Origin of the sequence: Acinetobacter nosocomialis NIPH 2119, from assembly GCF_000368085.1 — a bacterium.
In the GTDB taxonomy this organism is placed as follows: domain Bacteria; phylum Pseudomonadota; class Gammaproteobacteria; order Pseudomonadales; family Moraxellaceae; genus Acinetobacter; species Acinetobacter nosocomialis.
The window spans coordinates 2,836,360-2,856,171 of sequence record NZ_KB849239.1; the positions used below are offsets into that span (position 1 = coordinate 2,836,360).

At 40.8% G+C, this 19,812-nt stretch carries 18 protein-coding genes; 10 read left to right on the forward strand and 8 right to left on the reverse strand.

What is annotated here, in order from left to right:
* Positions 1-27: 27 nt before the first annotated feature.
* From F984_RS17100 to thrC, 3 genes are all read left to right on the forward strand, one after another.
* Positions 28-843: a DsbC family protein gene (locus F984_RS17100; RefSeq protein ID WP_004710941.1), complete on the forward strand. Its 816-nt coding sequence runs from the start codon at positions 28-30 to the stop codon at positions 841-843.
* Between the two features lie 244 nt (positions 844-1,087).
* Positions 1,088-2,389: a homoserine dehydrogenase gene (locus F984_RS17105; RefSeq protein ID WP_002048970.1), complete on the forward strand. Its 1,302-nt coding sequence runs from the start codon at positions 1,088-1,090 to the stop codon at positions 2,387-2,389.
* A 55-nt stretch (positions 2,390-2,444) separates the two neighbouring features.
* Positions 2,445-3,584 carry a threonine synthase gene (gene thrC / locus F984_RS17110; protein ID WP_002048893.1) on the forward strand — a complete coding sequence of 380 codons (1,140 nt, stop codon included), beginning with the start codon at positions 2,445-2,447 and terminating at the stop codon, positions 3,582-3,584.
* A gap of 107 nt (positions 3,585-3,691) precedes the next feature.
* Here the strand turns inward: thrC and pbpG are convergent, their stop codons facing one another.
* On the reverse strand, positions 3,692-4,738 hold the full coding sequence (pbpG, locus tag F984_RS17115; protein WP_004710943.1) for a D-alanyl-D-alanine endopeptidase PBP7/8: 1,047 nt from the start codon (positions 4,736-4,738) through the stop codon (positions 3,692-3,694).
* Between the two features lie 211 nt (positions 4,739-4,949).
* On the opposite strand from pbpG, the gene gacA reads away from it, so the two are divergent.
* The 3 genes from gacA to F984_RS17130 are packed head-to-tail and all read left to right on the forward strand — an operon-like array spanning position 4,950 to position 8,609.
* Positions 4,950-5,585, forward strand: a complete 636-nt coding sequence (gacA, locus tag F984_RS17120) for a response regulator transcription factor GacA (protein WP_000633799.1) — start codon at positions 4,950-4,952, stop codon at positions 5,583-5,585.
* A 10-nt stretch (positions 5,586-5,595) separates the two neighbouring features.
* Positions 5,596-7,164, forward strand: a complete 1,569-nt coding sequence (locus F984_RS17125; RefSeq protein ID WP_004710946.1) for a sensor histidine kinase — start codon at positions 5,596-5,598, stop codon at positions 7,162-7,164.
* Positions 7,165-7,187: 23 nt separating this feature from the next.
* Positions 7,188-8,609, forward strand: coding sequence for a sigma-54-dependent transcriptional regulator (locus F984_RS17130; RefSeq protein ID WP_004710949.1), 1,422 nt, complete (start codon positions 7,188-7,190; stop codon positions 8,607-8,609).
* Positions 8,610-8,612: 3 nt separating this feature from the next.
* Here the strand turns inward: F984_RS17130 and F984_RS17135 are convergent, their stop codons facing one another.
* The 4 genes from F984_RS17135 to lptF form a co-directional block, all read right to left on the reverse strand.
* Positions 8,613-9,797: a S41 family peptidase gene (locus F984_RS17135; RefSeq protein ID WP_004710951.1), complete on the reverse strand. Its 1,185-nt coding sequence runs from the start codon at positions 9,795-9,797 to the stop codon at positions 8,613-8,615.
* 15 nt (positions 9,798-9,812) lie between these two features.
* Positions 9,813-11,360: a 2,3-bisphosphoglycerate-independent phosphoglycerate mutase gene (gene gpmI, locus F984_RS17140; RefSeq protein WP_004710953.1), complete on the reverse strand. Its 1,548-nt coding sequence runs from the start codon at positions 11,358-11,360 to the stop codon at positions 9,813-9,815.
* Between the two features lie 125 nt (positions 11,361-11,485).
* Positions 11,486-12,556 carry an LPS export ABC transporter permease LptG gene (gene lptG, locus F984_RS17145; RefSeq protein WP_002048976.1) on the reverse strand — a complete coding sequence of 357 codons (1,071 nt, stop codon included), beginning with the start codon at positions 12,554-12,556 and terminating at the stop codon, positions 11,486-11,488.
* A complete protein-coding gene (gene lptF / locus F984_RS17150) occupies positions 12,556-13,656 on the reverse strand; it encodes an LPS export ABC transporter permease LptF (protein ID WP_002048889.1) in 1,101 nt (366 codons plus the stop codon). Before lptF ends, lptG begins: the two co-directional genes overlap by 1 nt.
* A gap of 143 nt (positions 13,657-13,799) precedes the next feature.
* On the opposite strand from lptF, the gene F984_RS17155 reads away from it, so the two are divergent.
* The 4 genes from F984_RS17155 to F984_RS17170 all read left to right on the forward strand — a co-directional run bounded on the left by F984_RS17155 (position 13,800) and on the right by F984_RS17170 (position 16,674).
* Complete coding sequence (locus F984_RS17155; protein WP_004710957.1) at positions 13,800-15,248, forward strand: leucyl aminopeptidase; 1,449 nt, start codon at positions 13,800-13,802, stop codon at positions 15,246-15,248.
* A complete protein-coding gene (locus F984_RS17160) occupies positions 15,241-15,648 on the forward strand; it encodes a DNA polymerase III subunit chi (protein ID WP_004710959.1) in 408 nt (135 codons plus the stop codon). The genes F984_RS17155 and F984_RS17160 overlap by 8 nt, the downstream gene beginning before the upstream one ends.
* Positions 15,649-15,686: 38 nt before the next feature.
* Positions 15,687-16,325 (forward strand): cell division protein BlhA, encoded by a 639-nt coding sequence (blhA, locus tag F984_RS17165; protein ID WP_080631573.1) that lies wholly within the window; start codon positions 15,687-15,689, stop codon positions 16,323-16,325.
* A 130-nt stretch (positions 16,326-16,455) separates the two neighbouring features.
* Entirely contained in the window at positions 16,456-16,674 is a 219-nt protein-coding gene (locus F984_RS17170; protein ID WP_002048916.1) for a hypothetical protein, read from the forward strand.
* A 59-nt stretch (positions 16,675-16,733) separates the two neighbouring features.
* Here the strand turns inward: F984_RS17170 and F984_RS17175 are convergent, their stop codons facing one another.
* Genes F984_RS17175 through ribD form a run of 3 tightly spaced genes read right to left on the reverse strand, consistent with a single transcriptional unit; the run spans position 16,734 to position 19,810 of the window.
* Complete coding sequence (locus F984_RS17175; RefSeq protein ID WP_004710964.1) at positions 16,734-17,393, reverse strand: riboflavin synthase; 660 nt, start codon at positions 17,391-17,393, stop codon at positions 16,734-16,736.
* A gap of 42 nt (positions 17,394-17,435) precedes the next feature.
* The gene (locus F984_RS17180; RefSeq protein WP_001083669.1) at positions 17,436-18,728 is read right to left on the reverse strand and encodes a DNA adenine methylase; all 1,293 of its coding nucleotides are present in this window, start codon (positions 18,726-18,728) and stop codon (positions 17,436-17,438) included.
* Positions 18,725-19,810, reverse strand: a complete 1,086-nt coding sequence (ribD, locus tag F984_RS17185; RefSeq protein ID WP_004710968.1) for a bifunctional diaminohydroxyphosphoribosylaminopyrimidine deaminase/5-amino-6-(5-phosphoribosylamino)uracil reductase RibD — start codon at positions 19,808-19,810, stop codon at positions 18,725-18,727. Before ribD ends, F984_RS17180 begins: the two co-directional genes overlap by 4 nt.
* Positions 19,811-19,812: the final 2 nt, after the last annotated feature.

A 19,812-nucleotide genomic window follows, 5' to 3' on the forward strand; every position in this document is an offset into this window, starting at 1 on the left:
TAAATACTGATGAAATAAGGGTTATCTATGTCCTTTACCCGATCTCAAATTTTTCTTGCCTGTGCTTTGGCTTCTAGCTTGTTGTTCAGTGCTTGTTCTAAAGAAAACAAACCACAAAAAGAAGATGCGCTCACAGCGACCGCACCTGCTACTGGGGAAGCTTCAACCATCATTGAACGCAATGCTAAACAGCGTTTAATCGAAACTTTGCAAAAACAATTTAAGAATGCAAACATCAACGTCAAAATTTTAGACATCAAACCGACTGAAGTACCTAATTTATATTGGGTAAACCTTGAAGGTATGACTTCTGTTTATACGACAAGTGATGGTAAGTACCTTATTCAAGGTGATGTCATCCGTTTAGGCGGTAAAGAGCTGCATAATATTGGCGACAACCTTCAAGCATCAGAAAACAAAAAGCACCTTGCTGCTTTAAAAAATGAAGATTTGATTGTTTACCCAGCTAAGGGTGGTAAAGCTAAACATGTAATTTATGTGTTTACCGATGCAAGTTGTCCTTATTGCCACAAACTACATGAGCATTTAGCCGAGATTAATGAGAAAGGCATTGAGGTTCGTTACATTGCGTGGCCGCGCGGCGAACAATTTATGCCAACGATGGAAGCCGTTTGGTGTAGTGCAGACCGTAAAGCTGCATTTAATCAAGCTGTACAAGGCATTAGTATTCCACCTGCTCAATGCAAAAACCCTGTTCGCGAACAATATCAACTTGGTTTAAACATGGGTGTGAATGGTACTCCAGCCATCTACAACGTTGACGGACAATATCTCGGTGGCTACTTAACACCAGATGAGTTAGTTAAACGTCTGGATAAATAATATTCTCAATTTTGATGAATAGTTCACCAGTTATCTTGTACACAAAGCGCTGCTCTTATTGCAGCGCTTTGTTTTTTCAATAAATAGTTCTTTACATGCCAGTGTTTAAAGACTGATCTACTCTGCTTTTCCGAACATCGCACTCTAATTGATTGAACAGGCACGAAAAGCGCTAGAGTCTGGCGTTTTTTTTAGCTATGATCTAGCTTCAATTAAATGATTCAATGATGATATGGAGTGTGACGTGAAACCAGTTCGCCTGGCAATACTCGGTCTAGGTACCGTAGGTGGAGGAGCCCTTAAACTACTACAAGAAAATGCCGCTGAAATTAAACGTCGCACCGGTCGAGAAATTCAAATTACCCACGTTGGAACACGTCGCCCTCGTCCAGATCTCGAATTAGAAGGGATTAAACAAAGCGCAGACTTACTTGATATCGTTCGTCAACCCGATGTAGATGTGGTTGTAGAAGTGATGGGTGGTATTCACCCTGCTTACGAAGTCATTATGGAAGCCATCAAGCACGGTAAACAAGTTGTTACTGCAAACAAAGCTTTACTCGCTGAACATGGCAATGAACTATTTAAAGCAGCAGAAGACAACGCTGTCCAAATTGCTTATGAAGCAGCAGTTGCTGGCGGCATTCCAATTATTAAAGTGATTCGTGAAGGCCTTGCTGCAAACCATATCGAATGGTTAGCAGGCATCATTAATGGTACAGGTAACTTTATTCTGACTGAAATGCGTGAGAAAGGTCGTGCATTTGATGATGTATTAAAAGAAGCTCAAGAACTCGGTTATGCAGAGGCAGACCCAACTTTTGACGTTGAAGGTATTGATGCTGCACATAAGCTTACAATTTTAGCGTCTTGTGCGTTCGGTATTCCTCTGCAGTTCGATAAAGTCTATACCGAAGGTATCAGCAAAATCACTGCGCAAGATGTGAAATATGCCGAAGAACTTGGTTTCCGCATTAAACATTTAGGTATTGCACGTCGTGCTGAACATGGTATTGAGTTACGTGTTCACCCAACGCTTATTCCAGATGAGCAGCTTATTGCCAACGTAAACGGCGTTAAAAATGCTGTCTTAGTTCAAGCCAATGCCGTTGGCCCAACGCTGTACTATGGCGCTGGTGCTGGTGCTGGTCCAACAGCTTCTGCGGTCGTTGCCGATGTGATTGATATTGTTCGTGACATCTCTTATACAGAAGATGGAGCAGGCACAATTCCTCAACTGGCTTTCGAAGCATTAACAAATATGCCAATTTTAAGCCGTGAACAAATGACTACAGGTTATTACATCCGCTTAAATGCTGAAGATCAGACTGGTGTACTTGCAGATGTAACAACCATCTTAAGCCGTGCTGGAATCAGTATTGATGCCATCATGCAACAATCACGCTTAAAAGACCTCATTCCAATCGTAATTTTGACCGATCCAATCGTTGAATCAAAAATGGATGACGCTCTTGCGCAAATTCAAGCATTACCTGCAATTCGTGGCGAAATCGTAAGAATTCGTTTAGAATCGCTCGATAGTTAATCAGGTTGAGGGAAAGATTCCCTCTCCCGCTTCACCTCATAATTGGAACACCATCATGTCTAATGCCAATCGTTATACTGGTCTTGTAGATCGTTATCGTGACCGTTTGCCAGTTTCGGCAACTACTCGTGCTATCTCTTTGGGTGAAGGCAACACCCCTCTCATTAAACTTGAGAATATTCCACGTATTATTGGCAAAGATGTTGAAATTTATGTGAAATATGAGGGCTTAAACCCGACTGGTTCATTTAAAGACCGTGGTATGACCATGGCTGTAACCAAAGCGGTTGAAGAAGGTTCTAAAGCAATTATCTGTGCATCTACAGGTAACACTTCTGCTGCCGCTGCCGCATACGCTGCGCGTGCTGGTATCAAAGCATTTGTTTTGATTCCAGAAGGCAAAATCGCGATGGGTAAAATGGCTCAAGCCATGATGTATGGTGCGATCACTATGCAAATCCGTGGTAACTTCGATGATGGTATGCGTCTAGTAAAAGAAGTGGCTGATCAAGCTCCTGTAACGATTGTAAACTCAATCAACCCTTACCGTTTGCAAGGTCAAAAGACGATTGCTTATGAAATTGTTGAAGCTTTAGGCCGTGCACCTGACTATCACTGCTTGCCAGTAGGTAACGCAGGTAACATCACCGCTCACTGGATGGGTTATACAGAAGCTGTAGCAAACCAACCTGCTGATCAGTTTGAACAAGTTATATATGATGCTGCGACCGATCAATTTACCGGTCCTAAACCAGAAGGCTTACCAACAATGGTAGGTTACCAAGCTTCTGGTGCAGCTCCATTCTTGCGTGGTGCTCCAGTTGAAAGCCCTGAAACAGTTGCAACTGCAATCCGTATTGGTAATCCACAAAGCTGGAACCATGCAAAAGCTGTGGTACGCGACTCTAAAGGCTGGTTTGATGAACTTCAAGACAGCGAAATTTTAGAAGCTCAACGCTTACTTTCTATGTATGAAGGTGTATTTGTTGAGCCAGCGTCTGCTGCTTCTATCGGTGGTGCGATCCGTGACATTAAAGCGGGTAAAATTGCTGAAGGTTCTGTCATCGTATGTACAGTAACTGGTAATGGCTTGAAAGATCCTGATACTGCAATCAAACAATGTGCTGATGCAGTGATGTTGTCAATTGATGCAACAATGGATCAAGTAAAAGATTCAATTTTATCTAATATGTAAAATCTGAATTTTTATAAAAAACGGCTGTATTAAACAGCCGTTTTTTATGCTGTTTAAAATGGCATAAAAAAACGCTTCTATTAAGAAGCGTTTTTAAAATATTTAACTTAAATACGTTTTGGCAAATTACTTAACCAACCTAATAAGTTAGTTGCATCGTTATTACGCGCCTGTGTACTTGGTTCACCAAGCAATACAATGACTGCTGGACGTGAGTTCACAGTAGTATGCATAACAACACAACGGCCTGCTTCATTAATATAACCGGTCTTAGATAAGTTGATATTCCAACCACCATTACGCACTAAAGCATTGGTATTGTTTGACTTGAGTACACGGTAACCTAAATTAAAGTCGTAAGTTGGTGTTGTTGAGAATTGACGGATCAAACCATACTGAGACGCTGTACTCGCCAAAATTCCCAAGTCACGCGCCGAAGAGACATTACGTGGATCTAAACCGGTTGATTCGTAATAATGAGTGGCATTCATACCCAAAGAACGTGCTTTAGCATTCATCGCTGCTACGAATGCAGGACGACCGCCCGGATAAGTACGTGCTAAAGCTGCTGCCGCTGGGTTTTCTGACTTCATTAAAGCAAACAGAAGAACTTCTGCACGGTTCATCTTGTCGCCCACACGTAAGGTAGAGCTTGAGTTCTTACCATTTGCACCGGCAAAATCGATTTGCTCAAGTGTAATTTCTTCTGACATGTTTAAACGCGCATCTGCGGTTACAACTGCTGTCATTAATTTGGTAATAGACGCAATCGGTACTGACGCGTTGGTGTTTTTACTATAAAGGACCTCACCCGTTTGCGCATCCATTACAAGTGCAGCACGTGCACTAACACTCGGCTGGGCATTATAGCCCACGGTATCACGGATTGGAGCAACTCTAGGTGTAGAGCTAATAACTTTCGGTGCATTACTGCCACGTAAAGTTGTAGTAACAGACGTTGAACCTTGCGGAGTCGGCTCATCATCTTCATCATTTAAAAGTTGACTAGCATCCGCTGCAGACCAATTTAAACTTGCAGTACCAGTACTCCCTGAGGACGGGTTATTGACGAGTTCTGCAAAGCTTGTTGAACTCAAACTAAGCAAAATAGACATGCTTAGCACATGCATTAAAGACTTTTTAGAATTTTTCACGGCACAATACTCGACTCAGGGTGACACACATTTGCGCTTACTATCATTATGCCTTACATTTGAGATATAAGGTATAAAGCTTTACCGACACAATTGTGCACAACTATTCGCTCACTATAGAAGAATAGGATTGCTAATTTTGTCATTCCATTGCAAGCTTATTTTGCTTTATGTAACAAAAAACTTGTTTTTTGAAAGAAAGGAGGTCTTCTTGATTACAGTTTTAGTTGTCGATGACCATGAACTGGTACGTACGGGTATTTGCCGTATGTTAGAAGATCATGCAGATGTTGAGGTAATTGGACAAGCCGAATCTGGGGAAGAAGCTATTGCTATCGTTCGCCAGCAACATCCGCAAGTCGTACTACTTGATGTCAACATGCCAGGCATCGGTGGTGTAGAAACAACTCGTCGTTTATTACAAACAGCTCCAGAGACGAAAGTGATTGCTGTAAGTGGCCTTGCCGAAGAACCCTACCCATCTTTATTGCTAAAAGCTGGAGCAAAAGGCTATATCACCAAAGGAGCCCCAATTGCCGAGATGGTTCGTGCAATTAATAAGGTCATGCAGGGTGGTAAATATTTTAGTGCCGATATTGCCGAGCAACTAGCAAGCTCTTATTTATCTGATACTCAACAATCTCCTTTTGATTCGTTATCGGAGCGGGAAATGCAAGTTGCGATGATGGTCGTTAACTGTATTAGCGCACAAGAAATTGCCGATAAACTTTTTGTAAGTGTGAAAACTGTAAATACTTACCGTTACCGTATTTTTGAAAAGTTAGGAATTGATAGTGATGTAAAACTCACACATCTTGCGATTCGTTACGGTCTGATCAAACCATAATCAGACTTACATGCACTCTCCTTTAAATTCATCCCTGTCCCATACGATTTTTCGTTTGGGCACTTGGTATGGTTTATACCGTCTTATTATTGCGGTTAGCCTGAATATTATTTTGGTTTTAACCAATGCTCAAACCGACAATAGTTTGCAGCAACCCTCTTTATATTTTTACACTTTACTAAGCTATTCAATTGTAAGTCTTGTGCAATTGTTATGCTTTAAATTTATTGCTATCCAAACTACTCGGCAGCTTATTTTATTTTTTATTGTCGACATTATTTGTTTAAGCCTCCTTTCATTTTCTGCTGGGGAGCCTAATTTACAAATTAGTTTGCTGTATGTGATTGCTATCTTTACTTCGGCGATTTTGCTCAGTGCAAGAGTGTCTTTAGTTATTACCTTACTTGCGGTTATTGCGGTTATTTACCAACGCTTCGTGGGTAGTTTATTTGACTACAACAATCTAAACACAATCGGTAATAGCGCTTTATTAGCTTTTTTATTTTTCGTTGTTCACGGGATTGGACAAATTGCAGTGCAGCGCTTTAAATTACTTGAAGCACTCACCTTTCACCAGTCAATCGAGCTTTACCAGCTTCAAAATATTAACCGTTATATTTTAGAGCAAATTGAACAAGGCTATTTAGTTTTAGACGAAAATTACGACATTGTTGTTAGCAATCCCGCTGCTTGTTCATTGCTTGGTATTCCTCCCCAGTTTGCCAATGAAAAATATCCTTTAGCAAAGTGGCATGCCGATTTATTTGAAATATTGAAGTTTGGCGACTTAAAAGAAAATGACCGATTTATTTTTGAGTCTCGGCTATCGGCTTATTCCATTAATATTAAAGTACAGCATCTTTTAGTGCCGCAACAAGCTCTAACACTACTCATTTTACAAGATGCCCAACAAATTAATCAGCAAGCACAGCAACTTAAACTTGCCGCTTTAGGGCAACTCTCGGCAAGTATTGCACATGAAATCCGCAATCCCCTGGCTGCAATTGTTCAAGCAAATGAGTTACTTAAAGATAGTGATCTCGAACAACAAAATACTTTACGCCATATGATTGGCAAGCAAACTAAACGCATTGATAGTATTGTTCAGGACACCTTAGGACTTGCTCGTAGCGAAAGAACACACCCTATTCAGATTGACTTAAACAATTTTATAAATACGCTACTCGATGAAGATTTATCTGACGTTAAGCACTCAATTCAACTCAAAATTTCTGATCGTTCTTTAAAATTTTTATTTGACGAAAAACAACTAAGACAAGTCATGATCAATTTAGTGCGAAATGCTTTACGACATAATGCACCCGACTCACCGAATGTCATGATCAACATTCATTCACAAACAAATAAAATTTATATTGATGTGATCGATTACGGTGAAGGTGTTTCAAAACGTGATATATCTCAATTATTTAAACCATTTTTTAGTACCGAAATTAATGGAACTGGTTTAGGATTATACTTGTCTCATAGTTTTTGTGAGGCAAACCATGCAAAGCTCACCTATGTAGAGCAAAAACAAGGGGCATGCTTCAGAATAGAATGCCCAATAATATATTGATTTTTTATTAGGTTTTTGGGGAAATGGCAGAACAGCAACCACTCGTTTTGCTTGTAGACGATGAGGAAGATTTGTGCCTTTTAATGCAAATGACACTTGCACGAATGGGGATTAAAACACATCTTGCTTATCGGGTTGAACAGGCCAAACAACTCTTCACACAGTTTCATTACGATGCATGTTTAACCGATCTAAACTTACCCGATGGGAGTGGGTTAGAGTTAGTCAAACATGTCTCTCAAAATTATACAAACACACCCATTGCGGTTTTAACTGCTTACGGCAATATGGATATTGCAATTGCCGCATTAAAAGCAGGCGCTTTTGATTTTGTAAGCAAACCGGTCAACCAAGTACATCTAGATCAATTATTACAGAAAGCCTTAAATCGGCAAAAAATAGAGCATGATTTTGCAGAGAGTGCTCTAGAAAACAAATTATTAATCGGCCGCTCTCAGCCTATTCAACAACTACGCATCGCAATTAAAAAAATTGCGCGCTCACAAGCACCTGTATTTGTTACTGGCGAGTCTGGAACAGGTAAAGAAGTGGTTGCCAACCTAGTTCATCGGCTGAGTAACCGTAGTGAAGGGCCTTTTATTGCGATTAACTGTGGCGCTATTCCAACTGAACTGATGGAAAGCGAGCTGTTCGGACATAAAAAAGGCAGTTTTACTGGAGCGACTCAAGACAAACAGGGCCTCATTTTATCTGCTCATGGTGGCAGTTTATTTTTAGATGAAATTGCCGAATTACCACTTAGTATGCAGGTTAAATTACTACGCGCAGTACAAGAAAAAAAGATTCGTCCTGTCGGTTCTGATCAGGAAATTGATGTTGATTTTCGGGTGATTAGCGCGAGTCATCAAGACTTAGATTTATTGGTTAGACAAGGCAAATTTCGTCAGGATTTATTCTTCCGTATCCATGTTATGGATCTCATGTTACCGCCTTTACGCGAACGTGGTGAAGATGTCTTGTTACTTGCGAATCACTTTATTCAGAAAATTTGTATGGAGTGGGAAACCCCACTTAAACAATTAACTGAGGCTGCTGAAACTTATCTGCTACAACAACACTTTCCCGGCAATGTTCGCGAATTAAGAAATATGATTGAGCGAGCAATTACTTTAAGTGACGATGCCAATATTGATGTACCGCATTTGCACCCAGCCCCTTTAAGAGCAAATATTTCTAATTCAATCGCAACGGTATCTCAAAGCTTGCAGAATCCCGTAGCTACGCCACAGATTGTAAAAAAATTACCAAGTGAGGGTCTAGAACGTTATTTAGAGAGTATTGAAAAAGATATTCTGCTCAATGCACTCAATATGACCCATTGGAATCGAACCTTAGCAGCTAAAAAATTAGGAATGACTTTCCGTTCTTTACGCTACCGTTTGAAGAAATTTGGGTTAGATACTGAAACTGAACAGGAAGTATAAAGCTTACTTCCTTTTTAGAAGTAGGTCGGCAACACGCTCTAAATAAACTTCGTCTTTCATTTCTGGAGGCAAGGGATAGGTCTGGTTAGGCTGAATACCTTGACCTTCGATCATATTACCATTTGGCGTGTAGTAATGTGAGACCGTCATTTGCAAGGCTGCCCCACTTGGCAAAGGGAAAAGTTTCTGTACAACGCCCTTTCCATAACTTTTTTCACCCATGACCCAAGCACGTTGATGCTCTTTCATTGCAGCAGTAAAAACTTCTGCTGCCGAGGCAGATCGATGATTAATTAAAATACCAACTTTTATATTTTGAAAATCATTTCCCGGTAAGGCCTGAAATTGCTGATTACCTTCTGAACGACTTTTTGTAGAAACAATAATGCCATGATTTAAAAATAAATCGGCTGACTCAACAGCAGCAGAGAGCAGCCCGCCTGGGTTATTTCTTAAATCAATTAATACAGCTTTTAAGCGCGAAGAACTATTTTCTTCAATTAAACGTTTAATCTCATTGGCGGTATCTTGCTGGAATACTCTAATTTTTAGTACCAATACCTGATTATGTAACATGACAGGTTCGATATCAGTTTCAATCTTTTTATTACGGACTAAACTGATTGGGGTATTTGACTCTTCTGTCTGTACTTGCAGCGTTGAGCCTATTGAACCATACAACAAACCAAGCACCTGATCTTGGGTTAGATTTTTAAGTTCCTGATTATCTATCTTTAAAATGGTCTGTCCATTTCTCAAGCCTAGTTTATATGAATCAGAACCTGCCTTTAGGTCACGAATCATCCATTTATGGACATGTGCTTCTGGGCTTAATGCAAAATCAACCGAAGCAAGATCACCTTCAGTATATTGAATGAGTTGACGGTATTCTTCAGCTGACAAATAGCGTGAGTAACGGTCTAGACCACTAACAAGGCCTTTAATTGCTTGTAAAAATAAAGCATCGTCCGATTTTTCATCGACATAGTTATCGCGAACAATCCCGTAAATTTGTACAAACTGCTGAATCGACTCAATAGGGACTTCTGCATAACTTTCTTCTGATTCTGGTGAATCAGCATGTTGAGGCGATAATTTTTCTTTTACAACAGGAGCAGTAAGAGCAAACTGGCTGCAACACATCAATACACTACCCAAAAAAGCTTTATATATATTGTGTTGCAGCATTTAGTCACCTATCGCTTATGCAGATAATGTAATCAGATTACGACCTTGCATTTCCGCAGGTACAGGAATCTGCATTAGATGAAGGATAGTCGGTGCAACATCTGCAAGTACACCACCTTCTGCGATAGTCGCTTGTGTTGGACCAACATAAATAAATGGTACAAGCTCTGTTGTATGTTGTGTATGAACTTGGCCACTTTCGTAGTCCTGCATTTGCTCAACATTACCATGGTCAGCAGTAATAAGCATATGACCTTTCTTGGCCATCACAGCTTCGTATACACGACCTAAACATGTATCAACTGCTTCAACCGCCTTAACCGCGGCATCAAATACGCCTGTATGACCGACCATATCACCATTGGCATAATTCACAACAAGTAAATCGTACTCACCCGAGTTAATTGCCCTAACGAGTTCATCAGTTACTTCATAAGCACTCATTTCAGGCTTTAGATCATATGTCGCAACGTTTGGTGATGGAATTAGAATACGCTTCTCACCTGGGTATTCATCTTCTCGACCACCACTAAAGAAGAAAGTCACATGCGCATATTTTTCTGTTTCAGCAATACGTAATTGCGTTTTACCAAGAGAAGATAAATATTCACCAAGTGAGTTTTTCAACTCTTCAGGCATATATGCCACAGGTGCATCAATGCTGGCCTGATAACGTGTCAACATGACAAATTTAGAAAGGTTCGGTACAACTTTACGCTCAAAACCTGCGAAGTCCTTTTCAACAAACGCACGTGTAATTTCACGAGCACGGTCAGCACGGAAGTTCATGAAAACAACGCTATCGCCATCTTGAACTTTAGCCACATCACCAATACGAGTTGCTTTCACAAATTCATCATTTTCATTGGCTGCATATGCAAGTTCTAAACCTTCAACAGCAGTATTTGCTGTACGAACTGCTTCACCTTCGGTCAATAGGCGGTAAGCCTGTTCTACACGGTTCCAACGATTATCGCGATCCATTGCAAAATAGCGGCCAATCATAGTTGCAATACGGCCCTTGCCTTCATATTGAGCAAATAGAGCGTCTAATTTTTCTAGTGAAGATTGTGCACTACGTGGAGGAGTATCACGACCATCAAGGAATGCATGAAGATAAACTTTTGCACCACGTTTTAATGCGAGTTCACACATCGCCACAATGTGGTCTTCATGTGAGTGAACGCCACCTTCTGAGAGCAAGCCCATAATATGAACTGCACCACCAGCAGCTTTGGCTTTTTCAACAGCATCAATTAATACTTCATGTTTGAAAAAGTCGCCAGTACGGATGTCTTTAGTAATACGGGTAAAATCTTGATACAACACACGTCCAGCGCCAAGATTCATATGGCCAACTTCAGAATTACCCATTTGTCCATCAGGTAGACCTACATCTTCACCAGAACCAGAAATAAGACTATTTGGATGCTTTGCTTTCATTGCAGTTAAATTCGGGGTTTTTGCTGCAAGAAAAGCATTATCTTCAATCGCTTCACGGTGTCCAACACCATCCATAATGACCAGAACGTGAGGGATCTTGCCAGCAGTTGCATCCGTCATAATCAATTTCTCTTTAGTCTACAATTTCATCGCAATATCTTACCGAATTTTCGGTGAAGACTCTATTTTTTCCTATGGCTTTCACCAATGCATCTCATTGAGAAAGCCATTTATATTCTTTCGAATTAGCGAGCACGGTAAAGTAAGTAACTACCGGCACCAAACATTAAAATAATAGGTACAAGTACAAACCACGCTGGTGAAGGCGCGTATACCAAACTTGCGTAACCCAAGAAATCTTGTAAGTAATAAAAGCCTAAACCAATAAAGAGTGCGATCACCAAACGAAAGCCCATTGACTGTTGACGCAGTGGACCAAAAATAAAAGAACAAGCCACTAATACAAGCGTAATCAATGAAAATGGAGAAGCAACTTTTTGCCAGAAAGCCAATTGGTAAGTTTTAGGAACTTGGCTATATTCATCCATATAGCGCATAAAACTAATGAGCTGACTTGGAGATAAGTCTTCAGGGTCTAAAGTCACCATGTGGACATATTTAGGTTGTAGAGCCAATCCTAAAGACTGCTGATCATGATTATTTAGTATCGAATTACCATCTGTAAGAATGTCTGTCTGGCTGGCTTTTTGCAAAGACCATTGACCGTCTTTAATAAACTTTCCTTGCTCTGCATTAATTACAGACTGCAAGTGATATTCTTTATCAAAGTCGACAACCTGAATATCTCTTAAGTTTCCTTGCGAGTTCGCATAGTCAATATAAATAAAGCGTTGCCCTTCTCTTGACCAATAGCCTTTTACTTCGCCTAGAGCAGCAACTGAACGATGACTTTTGATACTTTGTGCTTTCTCATTGGTATAGGGAACAACCCATTCACTTAACGCAAAAGATAAAACAATCAGTAGCAAAGCTGAACGCATTACCCAGCCCACAATACGCCATAAACTGATCCCAACCGAGCGCATCACGATGAGTTCACTGTTGGATGCTAAAGCGCCCAATCCAATTACCGCACCAATTAAGGCTGAAATAGGCAAAATTTCATATAGATAACGAGGAGCACCCCATAACACATAGATAAAAGCTTGCCATGCATTATAGTCAGGCTTTAACTCACCCAGTTCACCTAAATAGGTAAACAAGACTTGCAAAACAGATAAGACAATGGTGGTACCAAACATTGCAAGCGCAGTGGTTTTCGTCACATATTTGGCGACTATTCGACGTGCTAACATTATAATTTCACTCGCTTGATCTGTTTCTTGATTTTCGGCCCTAATTTCTGTTTACGAGAAAATAAGGCAGCTGCAATTGCATAAACCAATAAAGCCGCTGGATACGCCCAAATATCGAGCTCACCTTTACTAATACGAGTCTTAATCGCAATCATAAGTACAATCAAGCTCGCAAAAATAAAAATAGATGGAATGAGACGATAATAACGACCTTGTCGAGGACTCACCTCAGACAACGCAACCGACATCATGAGAGCAACAATAATGGTAAACGGACCGAATAAACGCCAACCTAATTCACTTCTAATGACTGGATCATTTGTTTTAGCCAATAGTTTAGAGGTTGGAAGTGCCTCTACGTCACTACTCTCAAACTTGACGTCTTTATCATTCTCAAGTCTTAAACGATAAGACTGAAACTCTGCTTGCGTATATTTAGGTTGTCCCGGATATATTTCATAACGGCGCCCTTGAACCAGATCGACGACATTGGCAGTATCATTGGCAACCTCAACACGTGTTGCCTCTTTGGCCAAAATCATGACATCTGGTTTGCCTTCTTTGGCAGCCCGCTGGTAAAAGAAAATATCTTTGAGGTTTTTACGGTCTTCCGACAGTGAACCTGCATAAATCGTATAAGGTCCTGAAGAAATAAACTCTCTTGGTCGAACCAAGTCAAAGCCTGTCCGTACAGCTTGGGTCGTTGTTAATTTTTCAAATTCACGTAGTCCCCACGGCGTCATCCACAGCATAAGCACAGACTGACAAACCATATAAACCAGTGTCATTGGAATGAGTAAGCGTGCCAATTGATGACGGCTTACCCCGCTACCATTCAAGACAGCCATTTCATGGTCAACATATAAACGACCAAACACCAACATTAAACCAATAAAAAATCCCAGTGGTAAAATGAGGGTTAAAAATTCAGGTAAACGGTATCCAATGATGCTAAATAAAATACTTGCATCTAAACGCCCCTGTGCCGCCACACCAAAGTATTTGATCAGACGACCACCCATCATGATTAGGGTCAATAATGCGATGACCACCAATGAGGTAGAGACAACTTGCTTGACGAGATAACGCCGAATAATCAAATTAATACTTCCAAAAGGCTAAACGGGACGAACGCTAGTTTACCCGAATGTTAAAAATATAAAACCGCACATTGCAACGCTATGCTTGAAAGTGTTTCAATGTTTTAATCCAACATAACTTTCTATAGGCAATCACGGCAGCCATGAAATTTACAACTTATACAACTTTTCCTGAACAAACATCTAATGAATCTTTGTGGGTTTTAGTTGATTCAGAACAGCTACAAAGCAACCTCAATACATATCAAATCAATAACCTAGAAAGTATTCTTACGGCGACTCAATATAAAGCTAACTTCAATGAGACACTGCCATTATTTGGTCAGCTTAGCACTCAACCTCACAGCCAACTACTTGGTTTAGGAAAAGCAGCTGAACTTCAAGCAGTTAAGTTAGCTAAATTGGCACAAACCATTATCAAATCGACACAAAATAAATTTAAGCATATCGCAGTTGATATTGCTGCATTACCTGTCGAATACCATTATTTATTTGCATTAAGCTTAACTCAAGCAGCTTATGGTTATGATGAGTTTAAATCGAAAAAAAATGAATTTGTGTTACAACAAGTTGATTTAATTAGTCCACACACAAGCCTTGATGAAAATCAACTTGCTTTAGTACATGCCGTACAATCTGGTCAATCTTTTGCGCGTGACTTAGGTAACCGTCCAGGTAATATCTGTTTCCCTGAATATTTGGCTGAACAGGCTTTAGCTTTGGCAGCAGAATTCCCTGATTTACTCAAAGTGACTGTCTTAAATGAGCAGCAAATGGCTGACTTAGGCATGTATGCTTTCCTTGCTGTGAGTAAAGGATCTGAGCGTCCGGGCCGTATTGTCACTCTTGAATACCAAGCACAGCTTGAACAAGCCCCTGTCGTACTTGTCGGCAAAGGCGTTACTTTTGATACAGGCGGTATTTCTTTAAAACCAGGCCTTGGCATGGATGAAATGAAGTTCGATATGTGTGGTGCAGCCTCTGTACTTGGTACGATTCGCGCACTATGTGAAGCACGCCTTCCAATTCATGTGGTAGGTGCGATTGCAGCAGCAGAAAATATGCCTTCGGGTAAGGCGACCCGCCCAGGCGATATCGTAACGACCATGAGCGGCCAAACTGTTGAAATTTTAAATACTGACGCTGAAGGCCGTTTAGTTCTTTGCGATACGTTAACGTATATCAAACGTTTCAATCCGGCAGTTGTGATTGATATCGCAACATTAACTGGTGCTTGTATAGTGGCATTAGGTAAAGTGTTAAGCGGTTTATTCTCTCCTGACGATGCTTTAGCAACTGAGCTACAACAAGCTGGTGAGCAGTCATTCGACCGTGTATGGCGCATGCCAGTGATTGATGATTATCAAGAACTATTGGACTCACCTTTTGCAGACATCGCTAACATTGGTGGACCACACGGTGGTGCAATTACAGCAGCCTGCTTCCTTGAGCGTTTTACTCGTGACTATCGTTGGGCTCATCTAGATGTAGCAGGAACAGCTTGGTTATCAGGTACAGCAAAAGGTGCAACTGGCCGTCCAGTACCACTACTTATGCAATTCTTGGCTAACCGTGTAAATACGAATGGCTAAAGTTAGCTTTTATCTGTTTGAAACCAGTGAAGAACGGCAAGTCGATAGTGCTTGCCGTTTATGTCGAAAGATCTTACTAAAGCATTCAAACATCTGGTGGTATTGCCCAGATGTACAGCTACAACAGACACTTGATGAAAAATTGTGGAGCTTTGATCCGACCAGTTTCATTGCGCATGGGATTGATCAGACAGATGCAGCAGTATGTATTTCGGCTAAACAACCTTCTGAACAAGGCTGGTTGGTATTTAATTTTAACAATCATGCACTTGAACAAGTGAATCATTTTAGCCACATTATAGAAATTGTTGAAAATAATGAAGCAGCCAAGCAAATTGGCCGAGAAAAATTTAAAATGTATCGTCGTTTAGGTATAGAACCTCGAACCTTTAAATTATAACGCGCTAAAATGTAGATACTGTTGAGCAAAGGAGAACTGTGGTGGCATTAAATGTCGGGCAAGATTTTAAAAAAAGATGGTTAAATGCGCCTGAAGCTGTCCGTCATGCCTATCAACAGGATTTGGCACGTATTTGTGATTTATTAGAGCCTCAGACGCCTATTCAACTTTGGGTACTCAATGATGAGAAGGCACAGCTAGAATCACAGCAAAACATTGAACAAGCTTATGCTGACTTAAAAGCAGAGTTAATCGAACAGGCACGTATTCGTCGTCAGCTTGCTTTAGAAAAGTCTCTTGCAGATAAGCGCGCAATGGAAGCAGCCTATGCTGCTGAATTACAAGCAGACGAAGTTCGTAAATTTAGTGAACAAACTCAAGCTCTACAAGCTTTCCGCAGTCATTTAGAACAAGAAGTTGCTGAACACACTGCGCGTTATCAGAAAAATCCTGAAACACCAGCAGTGAACTACTCTTCTGGAGTAAAGCTTAGCATTACCGATGATCAAATCTTATCTGAGCTTGAAAGTTTACGTATTCGTTTAGAACTTGAAGCTGAGAGCTTAATTGAACAGTCTGTTACGGCTTTCCGAGCTAAGCTAAATTCGGCAGCTCAAGAAGAAATTGAATATATTTTAAAAAATTCTAAGTTTTCTGATGAAAAAATAGAAAAGTAAAGTTTATACAACGCTCCTTGTCATAAAAATGACATTTAATTGTCACAAAATAGTCATGCATAATATTCTTTTAGTTCAAATAATTATTAGAATAATGCATATGTATTTATGAAAATTAATGAGGGTAAAAATGGACATTCCACATCAGATTTCAATGCAACTTGAGCAGCTTAATCAGGGTGAGCAATGGACATTTTCAGCACAAGAACTTTATATGAGTCATAACGACTTTAACTCACTTTCAATTTTACTCACACGAGCGTCAGAAAAAGGTGAGTTTTCAATTACACGCACCCAGCATAATAAACCATGGGTTGGCACACACTCGGTTACTCTGACCAAACATTAATTTCAAAAATAAAAAACCGGAACATATGTCCGGTTTTTTTATTTTAGCGATTTAAAAGTTTATTTTAAAAAACCATTTTCAGCTAAGAAAGCCATACTAATATTTGACTCGGTTTTTTGTTCAGCAGCTTTATCACCCAGTAATAAACGCTCGATATAACGTGCTAATACATCAACTTCAAGGTTAACTTTGCTACCGACTTGCCATGTTCCAATATTGGTACGTTCTGCTGTGTGTGGAATTAAGTTCAAACTTAAAATATTACCACGCAAATGGTTAATGGTTAAACTAATACCATCTACTGTCACAGAACCTTTCTCTGCTAAGTATTTAGCAAGTTCTACAGGTGCTGTCACTTCATAATAAATTGAGCGAGCATCTTCACGGACTACGGTAATTTCACCTACACCATCAACATGACCACTTACAATGTGTCCACCAAAACGGGTTGTCGGCAGCATCGCCTTTTCCACATTGACACGTTGACCCACTTTCCAGTTACCTAAAGTGGTACGGTTTAAACTTTCGCGAGAAACATCAGCTGCGTACCAGTTGTCTCCCCACTCAATAACGGTGAGACAGATCCCATTGGTTGCAATTGAGTCACCTAAATGTACATCCGACATATCCAAATCGGTTTGAATACGTAAACGCACATCGCCACCTACACTTTGCAGGCTTTCTACTTTACCTAAACTTTCAATAATGCCTGTAAACATGGCTCATTCTCCAAATCTTTTACACTGCTTAAATTGCAGCGCTTACCAAAGTGCGAGCTGCGTACTGTTACCTGAAGTATCTACACCACCTAGCTCGGCAAAGTGGTAAAGCTGGCCTAACAATTGACGTAACGGCGGCCCTGGTTTGGCATGAGTATCTGTAATCACAATAAACTCAAGCACACGTGCGCGCTCTGACTGACGTTGTTTACTTACGCGATAACGTGGAACATCTTGAGTCAATAAAGTGACTTTTCCACGCTCCAGATTGGCCATCAGTAAGTCTTTTGGCTCAATATTACCATCGGTGGAATAACTGGTCAGAATATAACGCGCATTGATGGTTGAAAGTAATTTTTCATACGCATCTTTTGCATGTTTAGACGAGTTATAAGGACTTGGACGCTCTTTACGCCATGCACGGTCAATACCACTCTTATAACCTTTCGTGTCTGGCGGTGGTAGGTCGACTTGATCCCATAACGTCAATGCATTTAAAACGTGGTAGTTACTACTATAAGCATGCTGGTTATAAGGTGGGTCAAGATAGGCTACATCTACTTCAAAACCGCTCATCTGATTTGCTAAATGCTGAGCATCTACACACCACATTTCAGCTGCAGGGCGTTTACGGTCACCAATCTCACAAAAACGGCTCGGTGTGAGCCACAGCAATGATTCAATTCGTTCTAAGGCCGTTTGTGTACGTCCGCCCCACCCTTGGTGGAAGCTTTTAAATACACCACTGGTATTACTCACAAAACTTGCCGAATAGAGTAATGGCGCAAGCAAGGCGCTCATTTCTACATCATTAATTGCGCCTTGTGCCTGCCATGTTGCAATCTGCTGGCGAATCGCATCAATGCGCATACCATTACGACGCTTAAAAAACAAACGGTCACGCGAAGGATCGTATACATCATCATTACGAGGGCAAAGGTTATGCGTTACCCAACCTTTAACCTCAGGTAAACGGTTTAAATAATCGATGGCTTTCTGGTAGCCACCAAGCTCTTTAAACGCGGGTGCATCGACACAAGCTAAAATCGCATGATTTAAAGCATGGCTATAAGGTTCCCAGTCATTTGCAATGACTCGGTAACCATTTTGACGTGCCAAGCGAGACACCACACCACTACCTGCGAAGAAATCGGCAAAAATCGGAGGATTCTTTTTCTTGCTGTTCAGCGTCCCTGTAATTTCCAGAGCTTCTAAAATCAAGTGGAGCAATCGGCGCTTGTTACCCAAGTATGGTACAAGCTGATGAAAAAGATATTCGTCTGTCGTGCGGGCTGCATGACGACGTTTGTGGTAAACCGAAGGCTCTGAATTCATACTTTCTCTTGCGTAGGGATTAACCTTAAGCGTATATCTTGATCAAGTTGCATTACATCAAGAAGTTTAAAACGAAGTTGCTGTGCCATATATTCAAAATCTGCGTTGAACATGGCTATTGCACTTTGCCCCAATAAAGTCGGGGCAACATAACTGATCATTTCATCCACCAAACCTTCTTGCAAAAAGGCGGTAGACAATGTTGCGCCAGCTTCAACCAGCACATCATAAATTTGGTATTGCTTAGATAAGGCCTGTAATAGTGTTTTTAAAGGCTGAATTTCTAATTGTATCACGCCTAAGTCAGCAAGTTCCTGACGATATGGCCCCATCACCATGACAGTTTCAGGATTTTCTAAAATTTTAGCAGTGAGCGGTAAACGCCCTCTTCGATCTAGAATTACCCGTTTTGGCTGCGCAACCATCTCGATATCAATATTATGGAGTGACCGTACATTAAGCTGACAGTCATCAGCAATCACAGTATCAATACCTGTAATCACGGCACCTGAAATCGCACGCCAATGTTGGACATCTTGACGAGCAGCAGAACCAGTAATCCACTTCGACTCACCCGATGCCATTGCAGTACGCCCATCTAAACTAGAAGCAACTTTTAAACGCACATATGGCATGCCCGTAGACATCGCTTTTAAAAAGCCTTGATTAAGTTGAGCTGCCAAATCTTCACAAATCCCGATTTCTACTTCAATACCGGCATTTTTTAAGATCTGAACACCTTTACCTGCAACAAGCGGATTGGGATCGGGACATGCCACCACCACTTTTTTAACCTGTGCTTTAACCAATGCTTCAGCACACGGCGGGGTTCGTCCATAATGAGCACACGGCTCAAGCGTCACATAAGCAGTTGCGCCTTGTGCTTGTTCACCCGCCTGACGCAGCGCAAAAACTTCAGCATGAGGTTGACCAGCTTTCGGATGAAAACCTTCACCAATCACTTGATTGTCTTTGACAATAACACAACCGACATTTGGATTTGGTTTTGTCGAATAGAGTCCTCGTTTGGCAAGTTCAATGGCTTGCTGCATCCAGTACTGATCTTGTTTCAACTCAGACATAT